Source organism: Chloroflexota bacterium, assembly GCA_015478725.1.
In the GTDB taxonomy this organism is placed as follows: Bacteria; Chloroflexota; Limnocylindria; order Limnocylindrales; family CSP1-4; genus C-114.
Map to the genome: position 1 here is coordinate 83163 of JADMIG010000008.1, position 26406 is coordinate 109568.

The 26406-nt window shown below is 71.6% G+C and carries 22 protein-coding genes and 1 pseudogene; 21 read left to right on the plus strand and 2 right to left on the minus strand.

The genetic code is table 11. The annotated features are described in order from the left end of the window. Positions 1 to 89 precede the first annotated feature (89 nt). The 9 genes and pseudogenes from IVW53_07660 to IVW53_07700 all read left to right on the plus strand — a co-directional run bounded on the left by IVW53_07660 (position 90) and on the right by IVW53_07700 (position 12182). The gene (locus IVW53_07660) at positions 90 to 626 is read left to right on the plus strand and encodes a hypothetical protein (protein MBF6605441.1); all 537 of its coding nucleotides are present in this window, start codon (positions 90 to 92) and stop codon (positions 624 to 626) included. 119 nt (positions 627 to 745) lie between these two features. After that, positions 746 to 1261 (plus strand): annotated as a pseudogene (locus tag IVW53_07665) (N-acetyltransferase). Positions 1262 to 1407: 146 nt separating this feature from the next. Beyond that, the gene (locus IVW53_07670) at positions 1408 to 2556 is read left to right on the plus strand and encodes a DegT/DnrJ/EryC1/StrS family aminotransferase (protein MBF6605442.1); all 1149 of its coding nucleotides are present in this window, start codon (positions 1408 to 1410) and stop codon (positions 2554 to 2556) included. Continuing rightward, positions 2553 to 3611 carry a Gfo/Idh/MocA family oxidoreductase gene (locus tag IVW53_07675; protein ID MBF6605443.1) on the plus strand — a complete coding sequence of 353 codons (1059 nt, stop codon included), beginning with the start codon at positions 2553 to 2555 and terminating at the stop codon, positions 3609 to 3611. The genes IVW53_07670 and IVW53_07675 overlap by 4 nt, the downstream gene beginning before the upstream one ends. Beyond that, a complete protein-coding gene (locus tag IVW53_07680; GenBank protein MBF6605444.1) occupies positions 3608 to 5044 on the plus strand; it encodes a nucleotide sugar dehydrogenase in 1437 nt (478 codons plus the stop codon). Before IVW53_07675 ends, IVW53_07680 begins: the two co-directional genes overlap by 4 nt. A 17-nt stretch (positions 5045 to 5061) precedes the next feature. Then, positions 5062 to 6207: a UDP-N-acetylglucosamine 2-epimerase (non-hydrolyzing) gene (gene wecB, locus IVW53_07685; GenBank protein ID MBF6605445.1), complete on the plus strand. Its 1146-nt coding sequence runs from the start codon at positions 5062 to 5064 to the stop codon at positions 6205 to 6207. Continuing rightward, positions 6204 to 7562, plus strand: a complete 1359-nt coding sequence (locus tag IVW53_07690; GenBank protein ID MBF6605446.1) for a glycosyltransferase — start codon at positions 6204 to 6206, stop codon at positions 7560 to 7562. The genes wecB and IVW53_07690 overlap by 4 nt, the downstream gene beginning before the upstream one ends. Positions 7563 to 7599: 37 nt before the next feature. Then, the gene (locus IVW53_07695) at positions 7600 to 8862 is read left to right on the plus strand and encodes a glycosyltransferase (GenBank protein ID MBF6605447.1); all 1263 of its coding nucleotides are present in this window, start codon (positions 7600 to 7602) and stop codon (positions 8860 to 8862) included. Continuing rightward, a complete protein-coding gene (locus IVW53_07700) occupies positions 8859 to 12182 on the plus strand; it encodes a glycosyltransferase (GenBank protein ID MBF6605448.1) in 3324 nt (1107 codons plus the stop codon). Before IVW53_07695 ends, IVW53_07700 begins: the two co-directional genes overlap by 4 nt. Before the next feature lie 43 nt (positions 12183 to 12225). Here the strand turns inward: IVW53_07700 and IVW53_07705 are convergent, their stop codons facing one another. Continuing rightward, complete coding sequence (locus IVW53_07705) at positions 12226 to 13146, minus strand: ABC transporter ATP-binding protein (GenBank protein MBF6605449.1); 921 nt, start codon at positions 13144 to 13146, stop codon at positions 12226 to 12228. Beyond that, a complete protein-coding gene (locus IVW53_07710; GenBank protein ID MBF6605450.1) occupies positions 13146 to 14012 on the minus strand; it encodes an ABC transporter permease in 867 nt (288 codons plus the stop codon). Before IVW53_07710 ends, IVW53_07705 begins: the two co-directional genes overlap by 1 nt. Positions 14013 to 14038: 26 nt before the next feature. Here IVW53_07710 and IVW53_07715 point away from each other — a divergent pair, with 26 nt between their 5' ends. From IVW53_07715 to IVW53_07770, 12 genes are all read left to right on the plus strand, one after another. Beyond that, on the plus strand, positions 14039 to 15319 hold the full coding sequence (locus IVW53_07715; protein ID MBF6605451.1) for a glycosyltransferase family 4 protein: 1281 nt from the start codon (positions 14039 to 14041) through the stop codon (positions 15317 to 15319). Next, complete coding sequence (locus IVW53_07720) at positions 15316 to 16605, plus strand: nucleotide sugar dehydrogenase (protein MBF6605452.1); 1290 nt, start codon at positions 15316 to 15318, stop codon at positions 16603 to 16605. Before IVW53_07715 ends, IVW53_07720 begins: the two co-directional genes overlap by 4 nt. Before the next feature lie 141 nt (positions 16606 to 16746). Further along, positions 16747 to 18501 (plus strand): peptidylprolyl isomerase, encoded by a 1755-nt coding sequence (locus IVW53_07725; protein ID MBF6605453.1) that lies wholly within the window; start codon positions 16747 to 16749, stop codon positions 18499 to 18501. Between the two features lie 10 nt (positions 18502 to 18511). Next, entirely contained in the window at positions 18512 to 19645 is a 1134-nt protein-coding gene (mazG, locus tag IVW53_07730) for a nucleoside triphosphate pyrophosphohydrolase (protein MBF6605454.1), read from the plus strand. A gap of 13 nt (positions 19646 to 19658) precedes the next feature. Beyond that, positions 19659 to 20396, plus strand: coding sequence for a ribonuclease PH (gene rph / locus IVW53_07735; GenBank protein MBF6605455.1), 738 nt, complete (start codon positions 19659 to 19661; stop codon positions 20394 to 20396). A gap of 17 nt (positions 20397 to 20413) precedes the next feature. Next, entirely contained in the window at positions 20414 to 21061 is a 648-nt protein-coding gene (locus tag IVW53_07740; GenBank protein ID MBF6605456.1) for a non-canonical purine NTP pyrophosphatase, read from the plus strand. Further along, positions 21058 to 21882, plus strand: coding sequence for a class I SAM-dependent methyltransferase (locus tag IVW53_07745; protein MBF6605457.1), 825 nt, complete (start codon positions 21058 to 21060; stop codon positions 21880 to 21882). The genes IVW53_07740 and IVW53_07745 overlap by 4 nt, the downstream gene beginning before the upstream one ends. Before the next feature lie 156 nt (positions 21883 to 22038). Beyond that, complete coding sequence (locus tag IVW53_07750) at positions 22039 to 22632, plus strand: sigma-70 family RNA polymerase sigma factor (protein MBF6605458.1); 594 nt, start codon at positions 22039 to 22041, stop codon at positions 22630 to 22632. Between the two features lie 212 nt (positions 22633 to 22844). Further along, positions 22845 to 23426 (plus strand): hypothetical protein, encoded by a 582-nt coding sequence (locus IVW53_07755; GenBank protein ID MBF6605459.1) that lies wholly within the window; start codon positions 22845 to 22847, stop codon positions 23424 to 23426. A gap of 51 nt (positions 23427 to 23477) precedes the next feature. Further along, on the plus strand, positions 23478 to 24545 hold the full coding sequence (locus IVW53_07760) for a pilus assembly protein (GenBank protein MBF6605460.1): 1068 nt from the start codon (positions 23478 to 23480) through the stop codon (positions 24543 to 24545). Positions 24546 to 24553: 8 nt separating this feature from the next. After that, positions 24554 to 25099, plus strand: a complete 546-nt coding sequence (locus IVW53_07765) for a pilus assembly protein (protein ID MBF6605461.1) — start codon at positions 24554 to 24556, stop codon at positions 25097 to 25099. 9 nt (positions 25100 to 25108) lie between these two features. Further along, positions 25109 to 26203 carry a pilus assembly protein gene (locus tag IVW53_07770; GenBank protein ID MBF6605462.1) on the plus strand — a complete coding sequence of 365 codons (1095 nt, stop codon included), beginning with the start codon at positions 25109 to 25111 and terminating at the stop codon, positions 26201 to 26203. The last annotated feature ends 203 nt before the right edge of the window (positions 26204 to 26406 follow it).

Genomic DNA, 26406 nt, shown 5'->3' on the forward strand with positions numbered 1-26406 from the left:
AGGATAGCGGTTCGACGCTCGCCCGGCCGAGGCGTAGGCTGGTGGTCGACGCCGCCGTGCCGCGGACGATCACCACGAGGACCTCGCGAATGCCCGAACCGAAACCGCCGACTCCCGTGGAGGGCGCGCGCCCGAAGCGCCGGCGAACGCCCGCCGCCTCCGCCGCCTCCGCGGCTCCGACCAGGACGCCCAGGACGACCCCGATCGAGGCCGCGCCGCTCCAGACCACGCAGGCCGCACCCATGACCATCGAGCGGAGCGCGGTCCGCCGGCTCGACGCGGGATCCGTCACGGTCACCCAGGGTGCGGTCGGAGCCGCCCGTGTGGACGCACTCTCGATCGAGCAGGGCGCGATCGGGGCCGTGTTCGCCGGGCGGGCGGCGATCCATCAGAGCGGCGTCCGCGCCCTCATCGCCCGCGACGTCCACCTCGAGCAGGCGGGAGCCCAGACCATCCTGGCCGAGCACGTGACGATGGGTCGCGGGAGCGGTGCCCTCATCGTCATCGCCCGGCGGGTGGACGGTGAGATGCGGGCCGTCCTCGACTGGCGCGGCGGCCTGGCGCTCGGCGCGGCGCTCGGTCTCGTCCTTGCGATCCTGCGACCCGGACGGCGGTCCCGCCGCTGAGCCCGACCGTGCTCTGGGCGGCCGTCGGCCGACCTTCCGGGACCCTCCGGTATACTCGTCCATCGCCGTCGCTCACCGGCCCGGCCCACCATCCACGCAGAGGAGCCCGCGGATCCGTGATCGACCCCTCCGCGCGCGTCCACGCGACCGCGGACCTCGAGTCGGACGTGACCGTCGGGCCACGGACGAGCATCTGGCACCGCGCGGCGATCCGGTCGGGCGCGCGGATCGGCGCCGACTGCATCGTGGGTCGTGACGCGTTCATCGACGCGGGCGTCGTCCTCGGCGACCGCGTCAAGGTCCAGAACGCGGCGCTCGTGTACCACGGGGTGACGGTCGAGGATGCCGTTTTCATCGGGCCGAACGCGATCCTCACCAACGACCGCTACCCGCGCGCGGTGACGGCGGACGGGACCCTCGCCCGCGGCGACGACTGGGAGGTGAGCCCGATCGTCCTCCATCACGGCTGTTCGATCGGCGCGGGTGCGATCGTCGTCGCCGGGGTGGACGTCGGCCGATTCGCGACCGTGGGTGCCGGGGCGGTCGTCACCCGGACGGTCTCGGACCATGCCCTCGTCGCAGGGAATCCGGCCCGTCGACTCGGCTGGGTCTGTGCCTGCGGCGCCCGGCTTGCGGATCCGGACACCGGTTCCCCGGCCCCGCCCGCCCCCGATCCGGCCCACGACCTGGACTGCCCGGCTTGCGGACGCCGCTACCGATACCTTCCCGACGAGGACGGTCTGCGGGAGCGGCCGGTCCAAACCGAACAAGGAGTGCCAGCATGATCCCACCCGCCCGTCCGGACGTCGGCCCCGAGGAGGCGGCGGCCGTCGCCGAGGTCCTCTCGAGCGGGATGATCGCGATGGGCCGCCGGGTCGCGGAGCTCGAGGAGCGCTGGGCTGCGTACGTGGGGGTGAAGCACGCGATCGCGGTCTCGAACGGGACGATCGCCGAGATGTGCATCTTCGCCGGCCTCGGGCTCGGGCCCGGCGATGAGGTCATCACCGTCGGCCACACGTTCAATGCGACGGTCAGCTCCATCCTCTACACCGGCGCGACGCCCGTCTTCGTCGACATCGAGCCGGACACGTACCTCATCGACGCGTCGCGGATCGAGGCGGCGATCACGCCCCGCACCCGGGCCATCTGCCCGGTCCACCTGTTCGGCCTCGTCGCCGACATGGACATGATCATGGCCATCGCGGACCGCCACGGCATCGCGGTGGTCGAGGATGCGTGCCAGGCGCACGGGGCGACGTTCCGCGGGCGACGATCCGGCAGCTGGGGCCACGGCGCGTTCAGCCTCTACGCGACGAAGAACATGACCACCGGCGAGGGTGGCTTCGTCACCACGAACGACGATCGGCTCGCCGACTGGATCCGGCTCTACCGGAATCAGGGCATGCGCGAGCGCTACCACCACGAGATCCTCGGCTACAACTTCCGGCTCACGGACATCGGCGCGGCCATCGGCCTGGTCCAGTTCGGCAAGCTCGAGCGCAACACGGCGAAGCGGCAGGCGCTCGCGGCCCGCTACGACACGGCCTTCGCGGACCTGCCGATCCAGCTGCCGATCACCCCCGACGGCCGAACGCACATCTACCACCAGTACACGATCGGGGTGGGCCCGGCTCGCGACGTCGTCGTCGCCGATCTCGCCGCGGCCGGCGTCGGGGTCGGGATCTACTACCCGATCCCCGTCCATCGCCAGCCGTATGTCCTCGAGCTCGGGATCCAGGCGGACCTGCCGGTGACGGATCGCATCGCCGCCGGTTGCCTGAGCGTGCCGATGTATCCGGGGCTCACGGAAGACGAGGAGCGGACGGTCATCGCGGCCGTGCGCGCCGCCGTCGAGCGCCACGTGGGTCCGGCCCGGACGAATGCGGTCGCCGGCGAGTCGCGCGAGCGGGCGGGGACGCTCGCGCGGTGACCGCCTCCGGCGCATGGCGTCCGGCCGGCGAGCGGGAGCTGCGGCTCGGCCTCGCCGGCATCGGCTCGATGGGCCGCAACCACCTCCGGGTGGTCTCGGCACGGACGGACGTCCGGCTCACGGCCATCGCCGACCCGGCAACGGACGCGCTCGCGGCCGCCGCGGCCCAGACGGGGGCACAGCCGTTCGCCGAGCCGCTCGCGATGATCGGCGAGGCGGACCTCGACGCCGTCATCGTCGCCTCGCCGACGACGAGCCATGCACCGCTCGCGCTCGCAGCGCTCGAGCGCGGGATCGCCGTCCTCGTGGAGAAACCCCTGGCCGGCACGGAGGACGAGGCGCGCCGCATCGTTGACGCGAGCCGGGCGTCCGGTGTCCCGGTGCAGGTCGGCCATGTGGAACGGTTCAACCCGGCCGTCCTCGAGCTCGGCCGGCTCCTCGCGGCCGGCTGGCTCTCGACGATCTATGCGATCTCGAGCCGTCGGGCGGGTCCGTTCCCGGCCCGGATCCGCGACGTGGGGGTGACCGTCGACCTCGCGACCCACGACGTGGACATCCTCAGCTGGATCGCCGGCGAGCGGCCGGTCCGCGTCTACGCCGAGACCGCCCAGCGGATCCATGCGACCCACGAGGACCTGCTCTTCGGGCTCCTCCACTTCCCGTCCGGAGTCGTCGGACATCTCGACGTGGACTGGCTCACCCCCGCGAAGCGGCGGCAGCTCACGGTCGTCGGCGAGGAGGGGATGTTCGAGCTCGACTATCTCACCCAGCGCCTGACGTTCACGAAGGCCGCCGGCCTCGAGCACCCGCACCTCATCGCCGGCTACGCACCGACGTTCGAGGGGGATGTCGCCGTCCTCCCGGTCAGCAATGCCGAACCGCTCGCCGCCGAGCTCGACGCGTTCCTGCGGGTCGTGCGCAACGGCGGCCGGCCCGTCGTGAACGGCGAGGACGGCCTGTGGGCCGTGACGATCGCCAACGCTCTCCTCGCCGCGGCAGCGCGGCGAAGTCCCATCGACCTGTCCGATCCCACCGCGAGGCTTCCCGTCAGATGACCATCACGACCCGCCCCTCCTCCAGCGGCCCGAGCCTCCTCGGCGGCTCGATCGAGCTCGCCGCGAACATCTGCCGTCACCCGACCGCGCGGCCCGTCGCGCCCTGGACGGGCGAACCGGGCACGGTCGGCACCGTCGCGGTCGTGGGAGCCGGCAAGATGGGTCTGCCGCTGTGCGCCCAGTACGCCGGCCACGGCTGGTCTGTCATCGCCGTGGACGTCCAGCAGGCGGTCGTCGATGCGATCAACGCGGGGGTCAGCCATGTCGCCGAGGAGCCGGGGCTCGCCGACCTCGTGCGATCCGCCCACGAGGCGGGCCGACTCCGCGCCACGACGGACGGCACGGCGGCCACGCGAGAGGCGGACGTCGTCGTCCTCATCGTTCCGGTCATGCTCGACGACGAGCAGCAGCCGGACTACCGGTACATGGACGCGGCCGTGGCCTCGATCGCGCCGGGCGTCCACGAGGGCTCGACGGTCATCTTCGAGACGACGCTTCCTGTCCGCGACACCCGCGACCGGTTCACGCCGCGCCTCGCGGCGGCCTCCGGCCTCGTGGCGGGTGCGTCGTTCTTCGTCGCGTTCAGCCCGGAGCGCCTGTACAGCGGGGCGGCGCTCCGCAACCTCGCCACCTACCCCAAGCTCGTCGGCGGCATCGGCGACGCATCCGGAGATCGGGCCACCGCGTTCTATGCGTCGGTCCTCGACGCCGAGGTCGTCCGCATGAGCACGGCCGAAGCGGCCGAGTTCAGCAAGCTCGCCGACACGACCTACCGCGATGTCAACATCGCGCTCGCCAACGAGTTCGCCCGGTACGCCGACCGTGTCGGCGTCGACATCCAGGAGGTCATCGCGGCGGCGAACAGCCAGCCGTACAGCCATATCCACCAGCCCGGGCTCGGCGTCGGCGGCCATTGCATCCCCGTCTATCCGCACTTCCTCCTGTCGCGAGCGCCCGAGATGGAGCTCGTCGCGGTCTCGCGACGCGTGAACGACAGCCAGGTGGGCCTCGCGATCCGGTCCATCCAGAAGGCGCTCGGCGGACTCGAGGGTGTGCCGGTCCTCGTCCTCGGCCTCACCTACCGGGAGGGTGTCCGCGAGCTCGCCTACTCGCGGGCGCTCCCGCTCATGGAGCGACTCGCCTTCCACGGCGCCCGCGTCTCGGCCTTCGATCCGCTCCTCTCGGCGGAGGAGGTCGAGCGGCTGTCGGTGACCCCGTACCGCTGGGGTGACGGCGGGCCGTTCCGGGCGATCGTCACCCAGACCGCGGACGTGCTCTTCGGCTCGCTCGCCTGGGACCGCTTCCCGGAGCTCGCGATCCTCTACGACGGGCGGAACAGTCTGCGGGGGATCGATCTCCCGACGGGCGTCGCGTATCACGGCGTCGGCGTCCAGACCCCGGACCGCGGCAGGTCGCGGGTCGGCGCACGCTGATCCCGGCGCCGGACCGGATGGACGATCCATCGCCGCGCCTGCGGATCGTCACCGTCGTCGGGACCCGCCCCCAGCTCATCAAGGCGGCGGCCCTCCAGCCGGTCCTCCGCGAACGCCACGATGAGGTGTTCGTCGACACCGGCCAGCACTGGGACGATGCCCTCGCGGGCGACTTCTTCACGGAGCTCGGTCTCGCTCGGCCGGATCACGCGCTCGGCGTCGGCGGCGGCGGTCGGGCGGAGCAGATCGGTCGGATGCTCGTGGCCCTCGAGCCGATCCTCGCCGCCGAGCGACCGGACGCCGTCGTCGTCCTCGGCGACACGAACTCGACGGTCGCCGGGGCGCTCGCGGCCGCGGCGGCCGGGATCCCCCTCGCCCACGTGGAGGCCGGCCTGCGAAGCTTCGATCGCACCATGCCGGAGGAGACGAACCGGATCGTCGCCGATCATCTCGCGACGTGGTGCCTCGCGCCGACACCGGCCGCGGTCGCCAACCTCGCCGCCGAGGGGATCGTCGCCGGGGTGACCCTCGTCGGCGACCTCATGCGGGAACTCGCTGCGCGGACGAGCGCCGAAGTCCGGGACGCGGCGGTCCTGGATGCCATCGGATCGCGGCTCGGCCTCGAACCCCGCGCCCTCGACCCTGGCACGTACGTCTTCGCCACGATCCATCGGGCCGAGAACCGTCGAGCCGGCGCACTCTCCGCGTGGGCGGCGATCCTCGGCGACGCCGGACGGGATCGAACGGTGGTCCTCGCCCTGCACCCGGGCACCCGGGCGGCACTCGAGACGGCGGGCGTCGCCCTGCCACCGACCGTCCACGTCGTCGAACCGCTCGGCTATCGCACGACACTCGCCCTCCAGCTGCACGCGGCGGCGGTCATGACGGACTCCGGTGGGATCCAGCGCGAGGCCGCCTGGCTCGGCGTCCCGTGCCTGATCCTCCGCGAGACGACGGAATGGGTGGAGGCGGTCGCGGCATCCGAGGGACGGATGGTGCTCGTGGGGCTCGACCGGGAGCGGGCCGCGGCCGAACTCGGCCGGGTGGCTCCGGCGACGGCGAGCCCGGCGCGGGCACGGGCACGGGCGGCGACGATCGATCTGCGATCCGCGGGCGTGGCGGAGGCGATCGTGGCCAGGCTGGAAACGGCCCGCGGCTCGTGACCGATCGATCGGCCGACCCGCAGCGACTCGTCCTCGTCCTGCCGACGAGCGGGGCGTTCGACTCGCGGACCTACCGCATCGCGAGCACCGTCGCCGGTCGGGGCCATACGGTCACGGTCCTCGCCCGCGCCGGAGCCGGACTGCCGAGCGAGGAGACCGACCCGAGCGGCTATCGGATCGTCCGGGTGGCCGTCGACCCGGTGGATGCGCTCCCATTCCCAAGCTTCTGGCGGGCGCTCCGGCGACGAGTCCACCAGCGGTCAGCCGCCACCTCCGGCGCCGCGGCAGCGGACCGGGTGTCCGGCGCGGGGCCCGCGCTTCGTCGCGGATCGGACCTCGTCGGTCGCGGATCGGACCTCGTCGGTCGCGGGCGCGCGGCGGTCGGGTCGACGATCCGGATCGCCGCGATCGTCCTCACCGTGCGGGCCCAGGTCCGGGCGAGTCGGACGGTGGACCCGGGAGCCGAGCTCTACCACGGCATGGCCTACATGGGGATCCCTGTCGCGCTGTCGCTCGGACGCCGGAGCGGCGGGAGGGTCGTCTACGACGCTCGCGACATCTATGTCTCGGCCGGCAACCTCGCCCGCCTCCCAGGGCCGCTCCGCTGGCTCGTCGGGCGACTCGAACGCGGATGGGCCCGCCGAGCGGATCGGGCCGTGACGGTGAACGAGGCGTACGCTGACGTCATGACCCGGGCGTGGGGCGAGCGGCCGCTCGTCGTCATGAACTGCGCGTATCGGTTCGACCCCCCGGACCCGCCGATCCGCCGCTTCCATGAGCGCCTCGGACTGGCGCCGGAGACGCGGATCGTGCTCTACCAGGGTGGCTTCTCGCCGGACCGCGGCATCGAGCAGCTCATCGCTGCGATCCCGGACGTTCCGCATGCGGTCCTCGTGCTCATGGGTTACGGCGGGCTCCAGGCGGCGATCGAACGGGCAGCTGCCGATCCGGCCATGGATGGCCGTGTCCGGGTGCTCCCGCCGGTTCCGCCCGGGGATCTGGTCGCCTGGGTCGCGGCGGCGCACGTCGTCGCGATGCCCATCCAGTCGTCGACGCTGAACCATCGTCTCACCACACCGAACAAGCTCTTCGAGGCGCTGGCGGCCGGGGTCCCGGTGCTCGCGAGCGATCTGCCCGGCATGGCTCCGATCGTCCTCGGTACGGGGGCTGGTCTCGTCGTGGATCCGGCCGATCCGGCGGCGATGGCGGCCGGGCTCCGGCGGATCCTCGAACCGGACGTGCGAACGACGATGGCTCGCCAGGCGCTCGCGGTCGCCCATGCCCGCTACAACTGGGAGTCGCAGGCCGCGATCCTGCTCGGGGAGTACGGGCGGCTGACCGGACGGCCCTGGTGATCGGCCGCGTTCGCGACGGTCGGCGGACCGGTCGCTCATGACTCCGCCGCGGGCCGTGCTCCTCGTCGCGAACGCAGCCGATCCGTATTCGCGCGGGCTCCGCGTCGCCCGGAGCCTCGCTGCGGCCGGGTACGACGTGGAGATCGCGGCGGTCGCGGATGCCGACCATCCGCGATCCGGGACGGACGGCGCGGTGCGGATCGAACGCTACGCACCCTCCGGCGGTTGGGCGCGGTATGCCCGCGATCGCCGGCAGCAGGCGGGCGGAAGCAGAGTGCTCGACCGGATCCGCCGGATCCCCGATCTCGCGGTGCGGGCGCTCGCCTGGCCCGCCCACGTCCGGGGCTGGTGGCGCACCCTGCGGCAGACGCTCCCGCCGGCCGATCTCTACCACGCCTTCGGCATCCTCACCGTGCCGGTGGCGATCGCGCTGGCCCGGGACGCCCGACGACACGGGCGAGCGGGACGGGTGGTGTACGACGTGATCGACGTGATCCTCGAGTCGAACAATGTGGAGCGGATACCGCGTCCGCTGCTCCTCGCCGACCGCATCCGCGAGCGTCGCTGGGCCGCCGCCGCGGACGCCGTCGTCACCGTCAACGAGGAGATCGCGGACCACCTCGTCCGGACGTGGCGGCTCGGGGCGCGGCCGACCGTCCTGCTCAACTGTCAGCCGCGATGGGTGCCGGCGGATCCGGAGCCGGATCTCATCAGGGCGGCGACCGGGATCCCGGTCGAGCGGCGGATCGTCCTGTTCCTTGGCCGTCTCGGTCGCGATCGCGGTCTCGACGAGGCCGCCGAGGCGGTGCTGCGCCTCCACGACGCGGCGCTCGTCATGGTCGGATTCGGGCCGTGGACCGATCGGCTTCGCGCTCGCGACTCGGACCCCCGGTTCGTCGGACGCCACTTCACCCTGCCGCCCGTCCATCCGGATGACGTCCCGCTCTGGAGCGCCTCCGCCGATGCCTCGATCATCGCCGTCCCCGGCCGCTCGCTGAACCAGCGCCTCTCCACGCCGAACAAGTTCTGGGAGAGCCTCACGGCGGGCACGCCGGTCGTCGTGGGACGCGATCTCGCCGTCATGCGCCGGATCGTCGAGACCGAGGGGCTCGGATCCGTCGCCGACCCGTCCGATCCGGCGGACCTTGCGCGCGCCCTCGGCGAGGTGCTCGACGGTGCGCCCGCCGAGGTCGCGGCGATGCGGGAGCGATGTCTCGCCATCACCCGCGACGTGTACAACTGGGAGTCCGCGGTCCAGTCGTACCTCGAGCTCGTCCGGACCCTGGTGCCGTCCCGATGAGCCGGGTCGTCATGTTCGTCTTCAACGACTGTCGGAACGACGCCCGCGTCCTCCGCGAGGCCGCGAGTCTCGTTGCCGCCGGCCACACCGTCACGATCATGGCCCGGCCTCGCGACCCCGTCGCCGTCGTCGGCGATCGAGAGGTCCGCGGCGGGTTCGAGATCGTCCGGGTGGCGGTCCCCCATCGGTGGCGATTCTTCTGGACGTGGGCCCGCTATCCGTGGCGGATGCGGCGCTGGTGGGTCGGGCGCGTCAATCGCGCCATCCACCACCTCCCGACGGGCGCCGCCGAGCTGGTGGGGCTCGCCGCGGCCGCCGCGCTGACGCTCGTCTGGGCGGCGATCCGGGCCCCGTTCCACCTCGCCGCCCGGGGTCGAGGAGTCCCGCCGGGCGGGTCGAACATCGACTGGGCGGTCCGCTGGCGATGGAGCGTTCTCGGCTGGGCGGACCGCGTGGCCGACGAGGCGCCGCCCGCGGACGTCTATCACGGACACGATCTGAGCGGACTCGAGGCGGCCGGGCGGGCGCAGCGCCGGAACGGCGGAGCGCTTGTTTGCGACAGCCACGAGATCTTCCTCGAGTCCGGCACGAACGCCGGCCGGCCACGGATCCTCAAGGCGTGGCTCGCCCGGAGCGAGCGGCGCTGGGTGGGCCAGGCCGCGGCGCTCGTCACCGTGAACGAGTCGCTCGCGGACGATCTCGGTCGGCGGTACGGACCGAGCCGGACGGTCGTCGTCCACAACTGTCCGGCGAGGTGGGACCCGCCGACGCCGCGACCCGACCTCATCCGCACGACTGCCGGCATCCCGGTCGACGCGCCGATCGCCCTCTACCACGGAAGCTTCGCGGCCCACCGCGGCCTGGAGGAGCTCGCCGCGGCGATCCTCCGCCCGAGCCTCGAGCGGGTCCATGCCGTCTTCCTCGGCTACGGCTCCCAGCGGGCGCTCCTCGACCGGATGGTCCTCGACCCGCTGTACGAGGGTCGACTCCACATCCTCGACGCCGTCCCACCGGACGAGCTCCTGCCGTGGGTCGCCTCGGCCGACGTCGGCGTGATGGCGATCCAGGCCTCGACCCGCAACCATCGTCTCTCCACCCCGAACAAGCTCTTCGAGTGCCTCGCGGCCGGGCTGCCCGTCGTCGTGAGCGACTTCGACGAGATGCACCGGATCGTCCTCGACGATCCCTCGGGACCCCTCGGAGCGACGTGCGTCCCGGACGACGTCGACGATGTCGCCCGGGCGATCCGTTCGGTGGTCGACCTGGCGCCGGCGGACCGTGCGGCACTCCGGACTCGCTGTCTCGAGGCCGCGCATCGGCGCTGGAACTGGGAGACGGAGGTGGCGGGACTCCTCGCCCTCTACCGGGACCTGCCGTCGACGGTCGTTGCTCCCGTGGCCACCGCGAGCTCGCCGGCGGGCCAGGTCGTGCCATCCCCCGCGAGCGGCGCCATCGCGTCGCCGGCGGCGAGCGCGATCCCCTCCAGGGTGCTCTTCGCCGCGCGCTGGTACCCGGCCCACGACGATCCGGGGCGTGGCATCTTCGTGGCCGACCTCGCCACGGCGCTCACCGAAGCCGGCATCGACATCGAGATCGCGTCGTGGGAACCGGCGCTCGCCCGTGGCGTGAACGGGCCGGCGGAGGCCGCGACGACGGTCGCGGCGGCGCGCGAGCGGTGGGCTGCGGTCGCTGGTTCGGCGGTCGCCGCTCGACCGCGCTCCTGGGGATCACCCGGCGTGCCGGTCGTCCGCCTGCCGGCGATCGTGCCGAGCGTGGCGGGCGTGGAGCGTGACCCGCTCGAGCTCGCGGAGCTGCAGGCGGCGACGCTCGTTCCGTACGGCGAAGCGGTCGCGGCTCGACGACCTTATGCGCTGATCCACGCCCATACGGGGATCCCGGACGGCCTCGCCGCGAGCCGGCTTGCCGATCGGCTCGGCCTCCCGCTCCTCGTGACCGAGCACGACTCGCTCATCGTCGGCCGCCTTGCCGACGGGCGCCTCCGCGATGCGTACCGCCCGCTGCTGGAAGGGCCACGCCGGGTGGTCGCGGTGAGCCCATCGCTCCGCGACGACCTGGCCCGGGTCCTCGTCGTGGATCCGGCCCGGATCGGGGTCGTGCCGAACCCCGTCGACCTCGTCGCCTTCACCTCGACGGGGCCCGCCGGTCGCGATCCGGACGAGCTCCTGTGGGTCGGCGCGCGCAAGGCGAGCAAGGGCACGGACACCCTCCTGCAGGCGTTCGCGATCGCGCGCGCCGAACGGCCGCTCCTTCGCCTCAGGCTCGTCGGTGCGGCGCCCACAGCGGACGAGGAGGCGCGATTCCGCGGCCTTGCGAGCGAGCTCGGGCTCGCCGACGCCATCGCCTTCGAGCCGGCCACGGACCGGGCGGGGGTCGCGGCGGCGATGGCGCACGCAGCGATCTTCGTCCACCCGAGCCCGCGCGAGACGTTCGGGGTGGTGGCAGCGGAGGCGCTCGCGTCGGGACTGCCGGTCGCGGCGACCCCGTCGGGAGGCGTCGAATCGATCGTCGGGACGGATGGGACCTGCGGGACGGTCGCCGACGGGTTGACGGCCGGCGCCCTTGCCGCGGCGATCGGCCGGACCCTCGATCGCCGGCTGACGTACGACGCGGCGGCACTCCGGGCCCGCGCCGAGACGTTCAATCCGACCGCCGTCGCCGTCGCGACGATCGCCGAATACCGGCGGCTGCTCGGCGGGGCCGAGTTCGGCCGGACCGAGCGGGACGGGGCGACGCCCAGGCCTCGCCCGCCGCAGCGCCGGCTACCGCGGGCAGGTGAAGGTTCCGTGGGTTCGGTTCCCGGCCGCGGACTGCCGCTCGTCGTCGGATTCAATCGGCGCGCGGCGCTCACGCGGATCGCGGCACTGCCCGTCGACCTCCGTGACGAGCTCGAGATCGTCAGTTCCATCGCCGCCGCGCACGGCGGGGATGCGCTGCCCGCCGCGACGTGGCACGACGTGGACGCGGAGGCCTCCCACCGCGCCGCCGTGGTCGCTGCCGGTGGGCCCGTTCGCCCGACCGGGTCCGCGGGCCGCATGCTTCGCCTGGTCCTCCATCCGATGCGCACGATCCGCCTCCGCGCGCTCGCGGGCCGGCGCGTCCGGATGATCGCGGCTGACCGCGCTGCGGCGGTGGCCGCCGTCCTCGACCAGCGCGTCGCCCGCGGCCTGCAGCGCGGCCCGCTGCTCGCCCTCGAGGCCGACGATGTCGCGACGCTCGCGCCGCTGCTCGATGACGGGGTGCCCCTCGAACCGACGACCCTCCGCGCCCTCGCGGACCGCTGGGACGAGGTGGACCACTAGAGGTCGCGCCCGGCCGAGTTCCCGCCGCTCCGCCGCTCCGCCGCTACCGCCGCGTCCCGACCGCGCTGCGTGGCACGCCGAGCGCCGCTGCCGTCTCCGCGCTCGTGCCGAGGAACGTGGCCGCCTCGGCGGCTTTCCGCGCCCGTTCCGCGTCCGAGCGCTCACGGTGGATCCGCACGATCTCGGCCGGGTCGCCCTCGGCGACCACGTGACCGAGCTCGATGAGCATCGCCCGGTTGCAGAACGCCGTCACCCATTCCATATCGTGGGTGACGAGGACGATCGCCTTCGCTGCCCGGGCGAGCTCAAGGACCCGCGCCCTGCTCTTCTCACGGAAGACCTGATCGCCGGTCGCGAGCACCTCGTCGAGGAGGAGGACGTCCGGGTCGACCGAGGTCGCGATCGCGAAGCCGAGGCGGGCCCGCATGCCGGACGAATACGTCTTGATCGGCGCATCGATGAACTGGCCGATGTCCGCGAAATCGATGATCCGATCGATGCCGTCCACCATCTGGTCGTGCTCGATGCCCATGAACGCACCGGCGAGGTGGATGTTGTCGCGGCCGGTGAGCTCCTGGTCGAAGCCCGCCCCGAGCATGAGCAGGCTCGAGATGTGGCCGCGAACGTCGATCGCGCCCTCGGACGGGGTGATGATGCCGGCGAGGACCTGGAGGAGCGTGCTCTTGCCGGCGCCGTTCGGGCCGATGACGGCGAGTGACTCGCCCTGGACGAGACGGAACGAGACGTTGCGGAGCGCCCAGAACGTCCGATCGCCCTCCCCCCGGTGGAGCATCGTCGCGAGCGTCTGGCGGAAGGTGTTCTTCTTCGTCAGCCGCAGGTTGTAGCGAACGCCGAGGTCCTGCACATCGATCGCATAGGGCGCGGCGAGGCCGGCAAGGGCCCCGTTTTTCGACCCGGCGGCCGCTCCTGACCCGTTCTTCGACCCGCCGTTCCGGAGGCCCATCAGAGGACCTTCGCGAAGGCGGGCTCGAGGCGCTTGAAGAACATCGTCGCGACGACGAGGAGGAGGGCGCTCCCGACGAGGACGACACCGAGGTTCACGAAGTCGGGGGCGGTCCCGTAGTAGATCGCGTTGCGGTACGAGTCGAACAGCCAGAAGAACGGGTTCAGCTGCATGAGGTGGAAGATCGTGGGGTGCTTGTCGGCGAGGGACGCGAACTCCGGCTGGCCCCACAGCCCCGGCGACAGGTAGAACCACAGGCGGAGCAGATGTCGGGCGAGGTTGCCGACATCGCGGAAGAAGACGTTGAGCGCGGAGACGACGAACCCCATCCCGAGGGTGAACACGAACTGGACCGCGGCGATGAGCGGGATGTACAGCAGGGTGATGTGGATCCGGTCCGGATAGAGCAGGACGAGCATCCCGGTGAGCGGGATGATCCCGAAGGCGAACTGGACGACCGCGCTGAGGAGCGCGGACAGCGGCAGGACCACCTTGGGGAACTGGATCTGCTTGATGAGCTTGTCCTGGCCGCTCACGGAGCTGATCGAGTCGCTCATGGAGGTGGAGAACCACTTCCACGGCAGGATCGCCGCGAAGATGAAGAGCGGATACGCAGGCGTCGTGCGCTGGAAGACGAGCGTCACGAGGACGACGTAGACGGCCATCTGGAGGAGCGGATCGAGGATCCACCAGATGTTCCCGAAGAGGGTGTCCGTGCCCTTCTTCTTGAGATCCGCCCGGGCCAGGTAGGCGATGAGGCGGCGGCGCGACCTGACCTCAGCCAGCGCCTCGCCGACGAGTCCGATCGGTCCGGGACGGGTGGCCGTCGTCCGGTATGCGACCGGGATGTCGTTGGTGATGTCCATGCGCGTCCGGAGGGTAGCATGCTCCCGTGAGTTCCGGCCCCGAGGCCGACGGACGGCCGAGACCGGCCCCCGCCCGGCCCGTCTGCATGATCGTCCACGCCTATTACGACGAGGACTCGCGCGTCCGGCGCCAGGCCGAGTCCCTCGTTGCGCGCGGGCGACCGGTGGACGTCTACTCCCTCCGCCGTCCCGGCGATCCGTCGACCGGCACGCTCGCCGGGGTCCGCATCGTTCGCCTCGACGTCCAGCGTCACCAGGGCGCCGGGATCGTCACCTATCTCCGCGAGTACCTCTCGTTCCTCGTGCGGGCCGGCTGGACGGCCACCAGGGCCCACCGCCGTCGTCGCTACGCGGTCGCGGAGGTCCACACCCTGCCGGACTTCCTCGTGGCGGCTGCGCTTCCTCTTCGCCTCGCCGGCGTGCCGGTCATCCTCGACCTCCATGAGGCGATGCCGGATTTCTTCCGGATGCGATTCCGGCGCCTCGCGAACCCAGCCTCCTATCGGATCCTCCTCCTCGCCGAGCGGATCTCGATCGGCTGCGCGAGTGCCGTCATGACGGTCAACGACGCCCTCGCCGATCGACTCGTCGCCCGGGGCGTCCGCCGCGACCGGATCACGGTCCTCCTCAACAGCCCATCCCTGGAGCGCTTCGATCCGGCCCTCCACCCGGCCCGCGCCTTCATGGCGGACGGGACGCTGCGCCTCGTCTACGCCGGCGCGCTCACGCCGACCTACGAGCTCGACGTCGTCCTCGAGGCGGTCGCGACCCTCCGGCGCGCCCGACCCGGACTGCCCGTCGCACTCAAGGTCTACGGTCGGGGCGATTCGGCCGCCACGCTCGAGGTCCGCGCGGCCGAGCTCGGTCTCGCCGAACGGGTCGCCTTCCCCGGCCGCATCCCCATCGAGGACGTCCCGGCCGCGATCGCCGGGGCGGACATCGGCCTCGCCCCCACCCGCCGCGATCCGTTCACGGACGCGTCCCTCTCCACGAAGATCTTCGAGTACGGCGCAATGGGCAAGCCCGTCGTCGCGTCGCGACTGCCGATGGTCGAACGGACCTTCCCGTCCGGTGGCGTCGCGACGTACGAGCCGGGCGATGCGGGGGACCTCGCCCGGTCTATCCTCGCCCTCGTGGACGACGCGGCGGCTCGCGACCACGCCGTCGCGACGACCCTCTCCCGGATCCGGGAGCTCTCGTGGGAGCACTCGGCCGAGGCGCTCGAGAAGCTGATCGAACGCCTCGCGTCCCGAGCCGTGCCGTCGGCCCCCTCCAGCCCCTCCGCGCCGCTATCCTCCGTCCCATGACCCGGGTGGCCATCATCGGCCTCGGCTACGTCGGCCTGCCGCTCGCCCTCGCCTTCCTCGAGGCGGGCCACGAGGTGATCGGCGTGGACGCGAGCGGCCCCCGCGTCGAGGAGCTGCAGGCCGGCCGCTCCCCCATCGACGATATCGACGACGCGCGCCTCGGCCGTGGCCTCGCCGACGGGTTCCGGATCGTGACCTCGGCGGATGCCGACCTCGCCGCCGCCGACAGCATCTTCGTCTGCGTCCCGACCCCGATCACCCAGTCGAAGGATCCGGATCTCGGCCCGGTCCTCGCCGCGGCCGACCTGGTGGCGTCCCACCTGCGCGCCGGGCAGCTCGTCGTCCTCCAGTCGACGACGTTCCCCGGCACGACCAGCGGACCCTTCCGGGTCGCCCTCGAGGGCTCCGGCCTCCTCGCCGGCCGCGATTTCGACCTCGCCTTCGCGCCCGAGCGGGTCAACCCGGGCGACCCGGCGAGTGCCCGCCGGGACGTCCCACGCCTCGTCGGCGGAAGCACTCCGGCGGCCACGGCCCGCGCGGCGGTCCTCCTCCGGACGATCAACACGACCGTCCACGAGCTCTCCTCGCCGGACGCGGCCGAGCTCGCGAAGCTCCTGGAGAACGTGTTCCGCAACGTAAACATCGCCCTCGTCAACCAGCTCGCTCTGCTCTGCGAACGGATGGGTCTCGACGTATGGGAGGTGATCGACGCCGCGGCGACGAAGCCGTTCGGATTCATGCCGTTCCGGCCGGGCCCCGGCGTCGGCGGTCACTGCATCCCGGTGGACCCCTACTACCTCGCCTGGCGTGCCCGGGAGTTCGATTTCGTCGACCGCTTCGTAGAGCTCGCCGGCGACATCAACCTCGCCATGCCGCGCCACGTCGTCGACCTCGTGGCCGAGGCCCTCAACGATCGCGGACGAGCCCTCCGCGGCGCGCGGGTGGGCGTGCTCGGCGTGGCCTTCAAGCCGAACGTCCGGGATCCACGCAACTCGCCGGCCGCGGACATCATCGCCGGCCTCCGGGCGCGGGGGGCGGTCGTCGCCTACCACGATCCTCATGTCGCCCGCTTCACCGCCTCGGACGGGGCGGAGCTCGAGTCCGTGGACCTCGACGCCATCCTCGCCGACCGTGATGTCGTTGTCGTCGTGACGCCGCACGCGGCGATCGACTGGGCCGCCGTCTATGAGCGGGCGCCGCTCGTCGTCGACACGACGGACAGTTCGCGCGGGCGGCGGACGCGCTCCCGGCAGGTGCTTCGGCTCGGTGCCGGCTGGACGGACTGATACGACTCGCGCCCCAGGGCAGGGGCATGATCCGGGCCGCCGGGGAGCGATGCGGTAGCATACCGTCCGGTCCGGCCGACCGGCCGTCGACCCACCCCCCTGATGTCGACCCTCTTCCTTGACAAGGATCACTGAACCCGCATGACCCTCCGATCAGCCTCGCGTCGGATCGATCGCTCACGCCACGGCAGTCGCCGGACGCTCTACACGAACCTCGCCTTCGGGGCGATCCTCGTCATCGCCCTCGTCATCCTCGCCGTCGCGGCCGGGGTGAGCTACTACAGCGACCACCTCGCCCCCGTGGCGACGGTCAACGGCCACTCGATCTCCAAGGACGACCTTCGCGCTCGCATCGCGATCGACACCTGGCGGATCAACTCGCTCGAATCGCAGCTCCGCAACGCGGTGAGCAGCGGTCGACTGTCCAAGGCCACCTCGGACCAGCAGATCGCCTCCCTCGAGCGGGTGAAGACGAACACGAACACGTTTGTCGCGCAGTCGCTCCAGAGCCTCATCGACAACGAGCTCATGAACGAACTCGCGAGCCAGAAGGGCATCGCCGTGACGGCGGCCCAGATCGACGCTCGCCTCGCCCTCGAGGCGACGACAGCCGAGGCCCGCCACATCTGGATCCTCGAGGTGAAGCCCCAGGTGACCGCCCCGGCGACGACGCCGACTCCGCTCCAGCTGACCACGGCGCAGACGACGATCAACGCCGCCGAGGCAGCGCTCAAGGCCGGAACCACCTGGGAGACCGTCGCGAAGCAGGTGACTCCCAACGACACGACCGCCGGCGACCAGGGCTTCACGGAGAAGGACGGCAGCGTCATCGACGCGGCCCTCCTCAACGCCCTCTTCGCGCTGCCGGCGAACGGGTTCACGGGCGTCATCAAGGGCGCGGACGGGACGTTCCGCATCGGTCGGGTGACCCAGATCATCCCGCAGTCCATCGACCCGAACTACCAGCAGTCGATCACGGCCGCTGGCATCTCGCTCGATACCTACCGCGTGGCGGCCGAGGGCGACCTCGTCCGCACGGCGCTCTCGGACAGGATCGTCGCCGACGCCACGACGAAGCCGTCCCTCCAGCGCCACGTCCTCGAGATCATGATGACCCAGCAGATCGACCAGACGACGAAGGCGCCGATCCTCACCGACCAGGTGGACGCAGCCCACATCCTCTACCTCCCGTACAGCGCGAGCGGCAATGGCTCGCCCGTGCCGTCCGGCGATCCGGGCTGGGAGGTCGCCCACCAGCGGGCGCTCGCGACGTACTACGCCCTCCTCAAGGACCCGACGCAGTTCGCCGCGATCGCCAGGCGCGACAGCGCGGACACGGGCTCGGCGGCAAACGGCGGCAACCTCGGCTACCTGAGCCAGAACGGCCTCGTCAAGCCGTTCGGCGACGCGATCTTCAAGCCGGGCCTCGTCAAGGGCGAGATCCTCCCCCCCGTCCAGACCCAGTTCGGCTGGCATGTCATCGAGTTCCTCGGCCGGCGCCCGCCGGCGCTCACCGCGATGAACGGCCTGGCCCTCCAGCTCGCCAAACCCGGAGCCGATTTCGCCGCCCTCGCGAAGGCGAACTCGACGGCGGCGAACGCGAGCACTGGCGGCGACATGGGCTGGGTCGCACCGTACCAGCTGAGCCAGAAGCTGGAGGACGCGATCACCGCGACCGCGGTCGGCAAGGTCTCCGCCGTCGTGACGGACGGCAACAACGTCTACCTCTACAAGGTGGTCGACGAGCAGACGCGCCTGCCCGACGCGAGCCAGATCGCGACCCTCAAGTCGAGCGCGTTCCAGAACTGGTACAACGCCCAGCGGGCGAAGGCGACGATCACCACGGATCCGGCGTTCACCGTCTCCAGCTCCGGCTCCAGCATCCCCGGCGGCTGACCGGCCTCCGATGCTCGACGCGCTCGTCGCGGAGGCGCGGGTCCGCTGGGGTCTTGACCCCGCCGCAGGGCTCCAGGTCGTCATCGCCGAGCGACTCGTCGGGACGCCGATCGATCCAACGCGGCCGGTCCTCGTCGTGCCGGCGGTGATCCTCGGCACCGCGAACGACGGCCCCGTCCGACCGCTGCCGGGTCGCCACGGTCCGCGCGGCCAGGATCCGCTGGCGGTCGTCGGCCGCCTGTATCCCGCCGACCACTCGGTCGGGCGCTTCGGGGTGGCGGTCGGAACCGTCGTCGGAGACCTCGTGCCGGACGATCTCACGGCACCCCTCTACCTCGCCCCGGTCCCGCCGGAGCTCGCCCCGGCGAGCCCATGGTCCCTGCCATGGCTCTCGGATCGGCTCCGGGCGCCGGATGGCTGTCCGTGGGACCGCGAGCAGACCCACGATTCGCTCCGCGGCCATCTCCTCGAGGAGACGTACGAGGTGTACGACGCCCTCGCGTCCGGCGCCTCGCCAGCCCTCGCCGAGGAGCTCGGCGACCTCCTCCTCCAGATCGTCCTCCACGCCCAGCTCGCGGCAGAGGCCGGCGTCTTCGACCTGGCGGATGTCGAGGCGGCGATCGGGGCGAAGATCGTCCGCCGGCATCCCCATGTCTTCGGCGACGCCGAGGCCCGCACGGCGAGCGACGTGAACCGTCAATGGGAGCGGATCAAGGCCGCCGAGCGCGCCGAGGCGGCCGAGGCAGCCGAGGCCCCAAAGAGCGCACTCGACGGGATCAGCCCTTCCCTCCCGGCCCTCGCCGCGAGCCAGGAGATGCAGGAGCGGGCGGCCAACCTCGGCTACGACTGGCCCACGATCGACGGCGTCATCGACAAGGTCCACGAAGAGCTCGGGGAACTGCTCGCAGCCGACTCGGACGCGAACCGGCGGGAGGAGCTCGGCGACCTCCTCATGGTCCTCGTCAACGTCGGCCGCAAGCACGGCATCCAGGCGGAGGCCGCCCTGCGCGAGGCGAACGGCAAGTTCCGGCGGCGGTTCGGCGAGGTCGAACGGCTCGCCCGAGAGCGGGGCGTCGCGCTCCGCGACCTGGACTTCGACGCGCTCGATGCGCTGTGGGACGCTGCCAAGGCGGCGACCGGATGAGGGAGATACGACGATGACGATCGGGAACCGACCGCCGACGATCCGCACGGACGGACGCGGACCGGACGAACCGCGCCAGGTGACGTTCACCCTGGGCGTTCAGAAGTGGGCAGAAGGGTCGTGCCGGATCCGCGTCGGTGACACGGAGGTCCTGTGCGCCGCCACGATCGCGGACCGCGTCCCGCCCCATCTCCGCGGCAAGGGCACGGGCTGGATCACCGCCGAGTACGCGATGCTCCCGCGGGCGACGTCCGAGCGGACGGACCGCGAGTCCGTCAAGGGCCGGATCGGCGGCCGGACCCACGAGATCCAGCGGCTCATCGGCCGCTCGCTTCGCGGCGTCGTGGACCTTGCCCGGATCGGCGAGCGGACGATCACCGTGGACTGCGACGTCCTCCAGGCGGACGGCGGCACGCGGACCGCCTCGATCACCGGGGGCTATGTCGCCCTCGCGGCCGCCCTCATCAGCCACGGCATGGAGCGCCACCTCGTCGCCAAGATCGCGGCGATCAGCGTCGGGATCGTCGACGGGCGACCGCTCCTCGACCTCGACTACAGCGAGGACTCCCGGGCGGATGTCGACTTCAATGTCGTCGGCACGGACGCCGGGACGTACGTCGAGCTGCAGGGCACGGCGGAGGGGAAACCGTTCGATCGGGCGGCGATGAACGGGCTGCTCGACCTCGCCGGACGCGGCCTGGACCGCCTCTTCGCCGCCCAGGCGGAGGCGATCGCCACGGTCCGCCGGTGACGCACGGTCGCGCCGGCATCGCCGACCACACCGTCGGCGGCGGCCGGCTCCTCGTCGCGACACGCTCCGCCCACAAGCTCCGCGAGCTTCGCGAGCTCCTCGGGCCCATCGCGCCCACCCTCGTCTCCCTCGACGATCTCGGCATCGCCGACGAGGTGGAGGAGACCGGGATGACGTTCGAGGCGAACGCCCGGCTCAAGGCCAGGATCTACGCCCAACGCTCCGGGATCGCCACCCTCGCCGACGATTCGGGGATCGAGGTCGACGCGCTCGGCGGAGGGCCCGGCGTCCGGACGCGGCGCTACGCCGGCGACGACGCGACGGATGCGGAGAACAACGCCAGGCTCCTCGCCGCGCTCGACGGGCTGCCGCCGGGGCGGCGCGGCGCCCGCTACGTCTGCGTCCTCGTGCTCGCCGATCCGGCACGGACCGGGCCGCGGGGCGGGATGGCGGTACGGACCGCGCGCGGCACGTGCCGCGGCAGGATCGCCTCGCTGCCGCGCGGCAGCGGCGGGTTCGGCTACGATCCCATCTTCGAGCCGGCAGCCGAGCCGCCAGGCGGCCGGACCCTCGGCCAGTACAGCCCGGCGGAGAAGCACGCGATCTCGCACCGCGCCCGAGCCGCTCGGCGGATGGCCCGCCACCTCCGGGACGGCCTCGAGTGACGCCGCCGGAGGCGTACGACCCGCGCGCGTACTGGTCGCGCCTCCACGCGGAGGGGTCCCTCCGGTCCGTCGGCCAATCCGCCCTGCCGGTCGAGCTCAACGTGTGGCTCTATCGCGTACTCGAGCGGAACCTCCAGGCGTTCGTCCGGCGCCACGGACTCGCGAGGCCGGTGCCGAAGCGCGTCTTCGAGGTGGGGGCCGGCACCGGCTACTGGACCGCGTTCTGGCATCGACTCGGCGCCGACCGGGTGGACGGCTGCGACCTCGCCGCGTCGGCGGTCGAGCGGCTCCGCGAGCGATTCCCGGACGGCATGTTCGTCGCCGGCGACATCGCCGATGGCGGCGTCATCCCGACGGACGCCCCGTACGATCTCGTCACCATCATCAACGTCCTCCTCCACATCATCGACGAAGACCGTTTCGCGGCTGCCGCCCGGAACGTCGCCGGAGCCGTGGCGCCCGGCGGCCACGTCCTGCTCGTGGAGCCAGCCCTCCTCCTCGACACATCCGTTCGCCCGCTCCGCGACGGTGCGAGCTCCACGGCGCGCCCGCTCGAGCGATATCGGGAGGCGCTCGAGGCCGGCGGGCTCGCGTTCGTCGCCGCGGAGGCGAGCACGGTCGTCGCGAACAATCCGATCGAGCACGGTCTTCCGCACATCGAACGGTTCGCCCGGTCGTGGAAGACCGCGGTCCGGGAGGCCCGCAAGGGACCGCGTCGGGCGGATCTCGTCGGGCGGATCCTCTCGCTCGTCGATCGCCCCCTCATGCGGACGGGCGCGGCCCCGTCCGGCAAGATCCTCCTCTTCCGGCGCCCGTCCTGAGCGGTGCGTTCCGGCCCCGCCGAAAGGTCCGGCGCAAGGTCCGAGGCGCACTATCCGCGGGCCTCCCTGCGCCCCGACCGCCCGTCCCCCGACAGAGAAAAGGCGATGCCCGTCCTCGACATCGATCGGCAAGCCCCGGTTCGAGCGTAACGACTCGTGTTCCGAGTCGTTGATGCTGTACATGAGGCTGTTGTCGATCGAATCGTCGCGCGGGCGCGTGCGGGTGACTCTGCCGCGCTTGCCGAGATCTACGACCTGTATGCCGGTCGGGTCTACCGGTTCGTGCTTCAGCGGCTTCGCAGGTCATCCGACGCCGAGGACCTCCTCCAGCGGATCTTCCTCAAGATGATCGAGGCATTGCCACGCTACGAGGCCCGTGGCATGCCGTTCAAGGCGTGGCTCTTCCGGATCGCCCGGAACGCCGTCATTGACTACGAGCGGACCCGTCACGACCACGCCTCGCTCGACGACGTCTTTGACCTGTCGGATGCCCAGCTGGGACCAGCCGAACTTGCGGAATCGGCGGCAGAGATGGACGCGGTTCGCGCCGCCCTCGATCTGCTCACGCCGGATCAGCGCGATGTGATCGTGTATCGGTTCTTCGCCGGCCTCTCGCCCCGCGAGATCGGCCTGCTCATGGACAAGCGCGAGGGAACGATCCGCGCACTCCAGTTCCGAGCGATGCAGACGCTGCGCAGCAGCCTCGCACTACGGATCGAGCTTGCCGGCGCGGAGGGAGCCGGCGCATGAGCTGGCGTGCATCCCTCCCGTTCGGATCAGCCCTGGCCAGGCTCGCCCACCAGCGCGCCGAGCGTGAGCTTGCAAGGCGGATCGACGGAGCGTTTCGTATCGACCCCGATGCTATCGCGAGGGTCCGCGCGCAGGTACTCATCGCGGGTTCGGCTCTCGCGCCGGTAACAGTCGCTTCCGTTCGAGGAACCGGCGCTCGAGCGCGGCGAAGTATGCCGGTGGTCGTCGCGTTCGCGATGGTCATCATCGTCGGGTTGGTCGCGACCGGCGTCCGGCCGGGCGAGCCGTCGCCAGCGAGCAGCCTCGCGGCTGGAGGACTGGGCAGTCCGGTGGCCGCCACGGCGGCGAGCATCACGGCGTATCTCGATCGATCTGCCGCCGACCTCCAGAGCGTGACCACGACTGCTCGATCCGGTGACCCATCGGCGCTCGCTGCGGTGTTGATGAGGTATGGGACCGATCTGGCCGCCCTCGAGGCAGAGCTCCACATGCCCGGCGCAGATCTCGTGACGGCGGGGATCCTCCTGCGGTCCCAGGCATTCGAACTGTCGACCATGGCGAGCGTCATACCCGCCGCCAACGAGAACCTGTTCCGCCAGCTCACGAGCGACCTCGACCGACTCATTGCTTCGCTCGCGAACGGGAAGCCGCCCGCGAGCCCGCCCGGGAACGGGAAGCCCGCCGACGCAGGCAATGGCAAGCCGACGGCGAGCCCGCCAGGGAACGGCAAGCCGACGGCGAGCCCGCCCGGGAACGGCAACGCCGCCGCCAACGGACACGCCAAGGCGCACTGAACCGAGGCACGGCCCTCATAACGGGAGGGCACGTCGTTCGTTAGCAGCAACGTGGCCCTTATCCATCGGTCTGACTCACGATCCTCGGCACGTCTCGCCTTCGAACGCGGGGCCGGGCAGTCGGTCGTCGAGTTCGCGGTCCTGCTGCCGTTGTTCATGCTCCTGCTCCTCGTCACGGTGGACTTCGGGCGTCTCTTCTTCTCCTACATCCAGATAACCAACGCCGCACGCGAAGGCGCCGCCTATGCGGCAGTCGATCCCACGAATCTCGCCGCTATCACGACCCGCGCCACCGCCGAGGCCAACTCCCAGGCCCAGGGCGGTGAGCATCCGATCGCGGTGACGACCGCGTGCGTCGACACGACCGGAGCGACGATCCCGTGCAGCGGCGCCCCCGGCGGGGGCGGCCCGGGCTACACGGTGACCGTGACCGCGAGCGAGGTGTTCAGCTTCCTCACGCCGTGGATGAATGGGCTCCTCGGCAACAACTTCACGATGTCCACCTCGGCATCCGCAGTGGCCCTCGGCCTCGCGCCGAACAGCTCGGCCACGCAGCCGCCCGGCTGTGCGGCCCCATCGAGCGCGGTCATGTCCGTGGCCGGCTCCGGCCTGACGATCGACGTCGACGGCTCGGCGTCCCAGCCCTCGAGCGGCCTGTGCCACATCTCGGGCTACAACTGGTCCTTCGGCGACGGCACGACGGACGTGAGCTACGCCACGGGAACGGTCCACACGTACGCGTTTCCAGGCGTCTATGTGGTGACCCTGACCGTGACCAACCAGGGCGGAACGGCGACGACCACTTCGACCGTGACGGTCCCCCTGTCGACCACCTGCCTTGCTCCGCACGCGGCATTCTCGATCGCGCCGCCGACCGGGAGCGCCGGCTCGAGCGGGACGATCTTCGGCTTCGACGCCTCGGCAAGCACGAACATGGGAGTCGAGGCTTGCCATCCCCACTACACTTGGGACTTCGGCGACGGCGCCACGGGACCCGACGCCCCGACCACGACGCACCAGTACGTGCACTCCGCGCCGGGGACGACGGTTCGCGTCCGGCTGACCGTCTCGAACGACGCCGGGAGCGGCCAATCCACACAGACGATCACGCTCCAGTGACGATCGCCGTGCGCCATCGATCAGCCTCCGACGCTCACCGGAGGGCCGGCCGGTCCGGACAGGGTCTCGTCGAGTTCGCCCTCGTGGTGCCCGTGTTTCTCCTGATGGTCTTCGGGATCATCGACGGCGGTCGGTTCGTCTACATGAGCAGTGTCCTGTCGCAGGCCGCCCGCGAGGGGGCGCGAACAGGATCGGTCGAGGCGAGCTGGCTTGGCAAGGTCGACCCGAGCTGCGGGCAGCCCGGCGGTCCCACCTGCCCGGCCACGGCCGCGACGCTCAAGGCGGATGTTCTTTCCGCCGCGGATCGGATGGTCACGCCCTTCGCGAACATCGTGAGCTCGCAGATGTACATCAGCTGCGATCCACCGAGCACGGTGCCCAGCGGCGCCTGGACCAGCGGCACCGCGTGCACCGCCGGGACGGGTGGGACCGGCGTCACCGGCAATGTCATCTCGGTGCGCGTCGCCCTCACCTACCAGCCGCTCACCCCGATCGTCGGACAGGTCATCGGACCGACGACCATCTACGGGTCGGCCTCGATGGTCATCAACTAGGAGTCGAACATGCTTCGTCGAGGCGTCAGGTCACGTTCCAGCGGCCAGATCCTTGCGCTCTTCGCCCTCTCGGCCACGGCGATCATCCTCGCCCTCGGCCTCGTCATCGATGGCGGTTACGCACTGACCCAGCGGCGCGCCTCCCAGAACGCGTCCGACTTCGCGGCGCTCGCGGGTGCACGCGTGATCGCCGAGTGGATCGGCGGTGACACGGCCAACGGCACGGACGCCAACGTCAGGCTGGCCATCACGAACACGCTCAACATCAACGGCGCGGCCCCGATCACCTTCGGGACAGCGGGCGGGCCCGTGTACGTGGACAGCAACGGGACGATCGTCCCAAGTGCCGGAGCGGCCGCGAGCTACGTCGGCAACGGGACCATCCCGGTCGGAGCCGTCGGCGTGACGGTGACCTCGGGCCGGACGTGGACGCCATTCTTCCTCGGGATCGCCGGGATCAGGAACTGGTCGGCCGCGGCTGATGCGACGGCCAGGGGAGGCTGGTCCACCGCGCCGCCGAGCGGGGCCATCTTTCCGGCCGGGATCGCGTCGAGCTTCTTCTCGACCCATCCGTACTGCTCGGGCCCCATCAACACCACGACACCCTCCGATCCCTGCTACGCGCAGCGGCTGACGCCAGGCAATCTCAATGTCCCCGGCGGCTTCGGGTGGCTCAAGTTCGGAGCCACCGGCAAGTGCAGCGGCTTCGGGCTGGGGATGGATCCCAACAACGGGTGTCAGGAATCAGCGACGTTCCTCCAGAGCGAGATCGGCCCGCCGATGAACAGTTACGGCTGCTGCACGAGCGTCGGACTGTCCGGGAGTGCCGACAAGATCGGGAGCCTGCCCGGCAACAAGGCAAGCGCTGACTGCTCGAACTACATCCAAAACAACGTTGTCGTGACCGTCCCGGTCTGGGACACGGCGGGCGGCACGGGCGCCAACGCCTGGTACCACATCATCGGGTTCGCAGGCTTCCAGCTGACGGACTGTTTCGGAGGCAAGGACATCACCGGCGTCTGGCGTCGGCTCATGACGGTCGGGCCGGTCACGGACACCCCCGGACCGGGCGGCTTCCAGCTCGGCGTGCAGCTGATCCGCTAGCGCGAAGGTCGGCCTACTGCCCCGAGCCTGAGCCGCCGCTCTGGCCAGACGGGGTCGGGCTGGGCGGCGCCGACGTTGAGCCGGAGCCGCCGTTCTGGTCGGCTGGAGCGGGCGTCGGAGCCGAGGTCGCGGGCGCCGAGGTCGAGGTGGAGCCGCCGTTCTGGTCGGCTGGAGCGGGCGTCGGAGCCGAGGTCGCGGGCGCC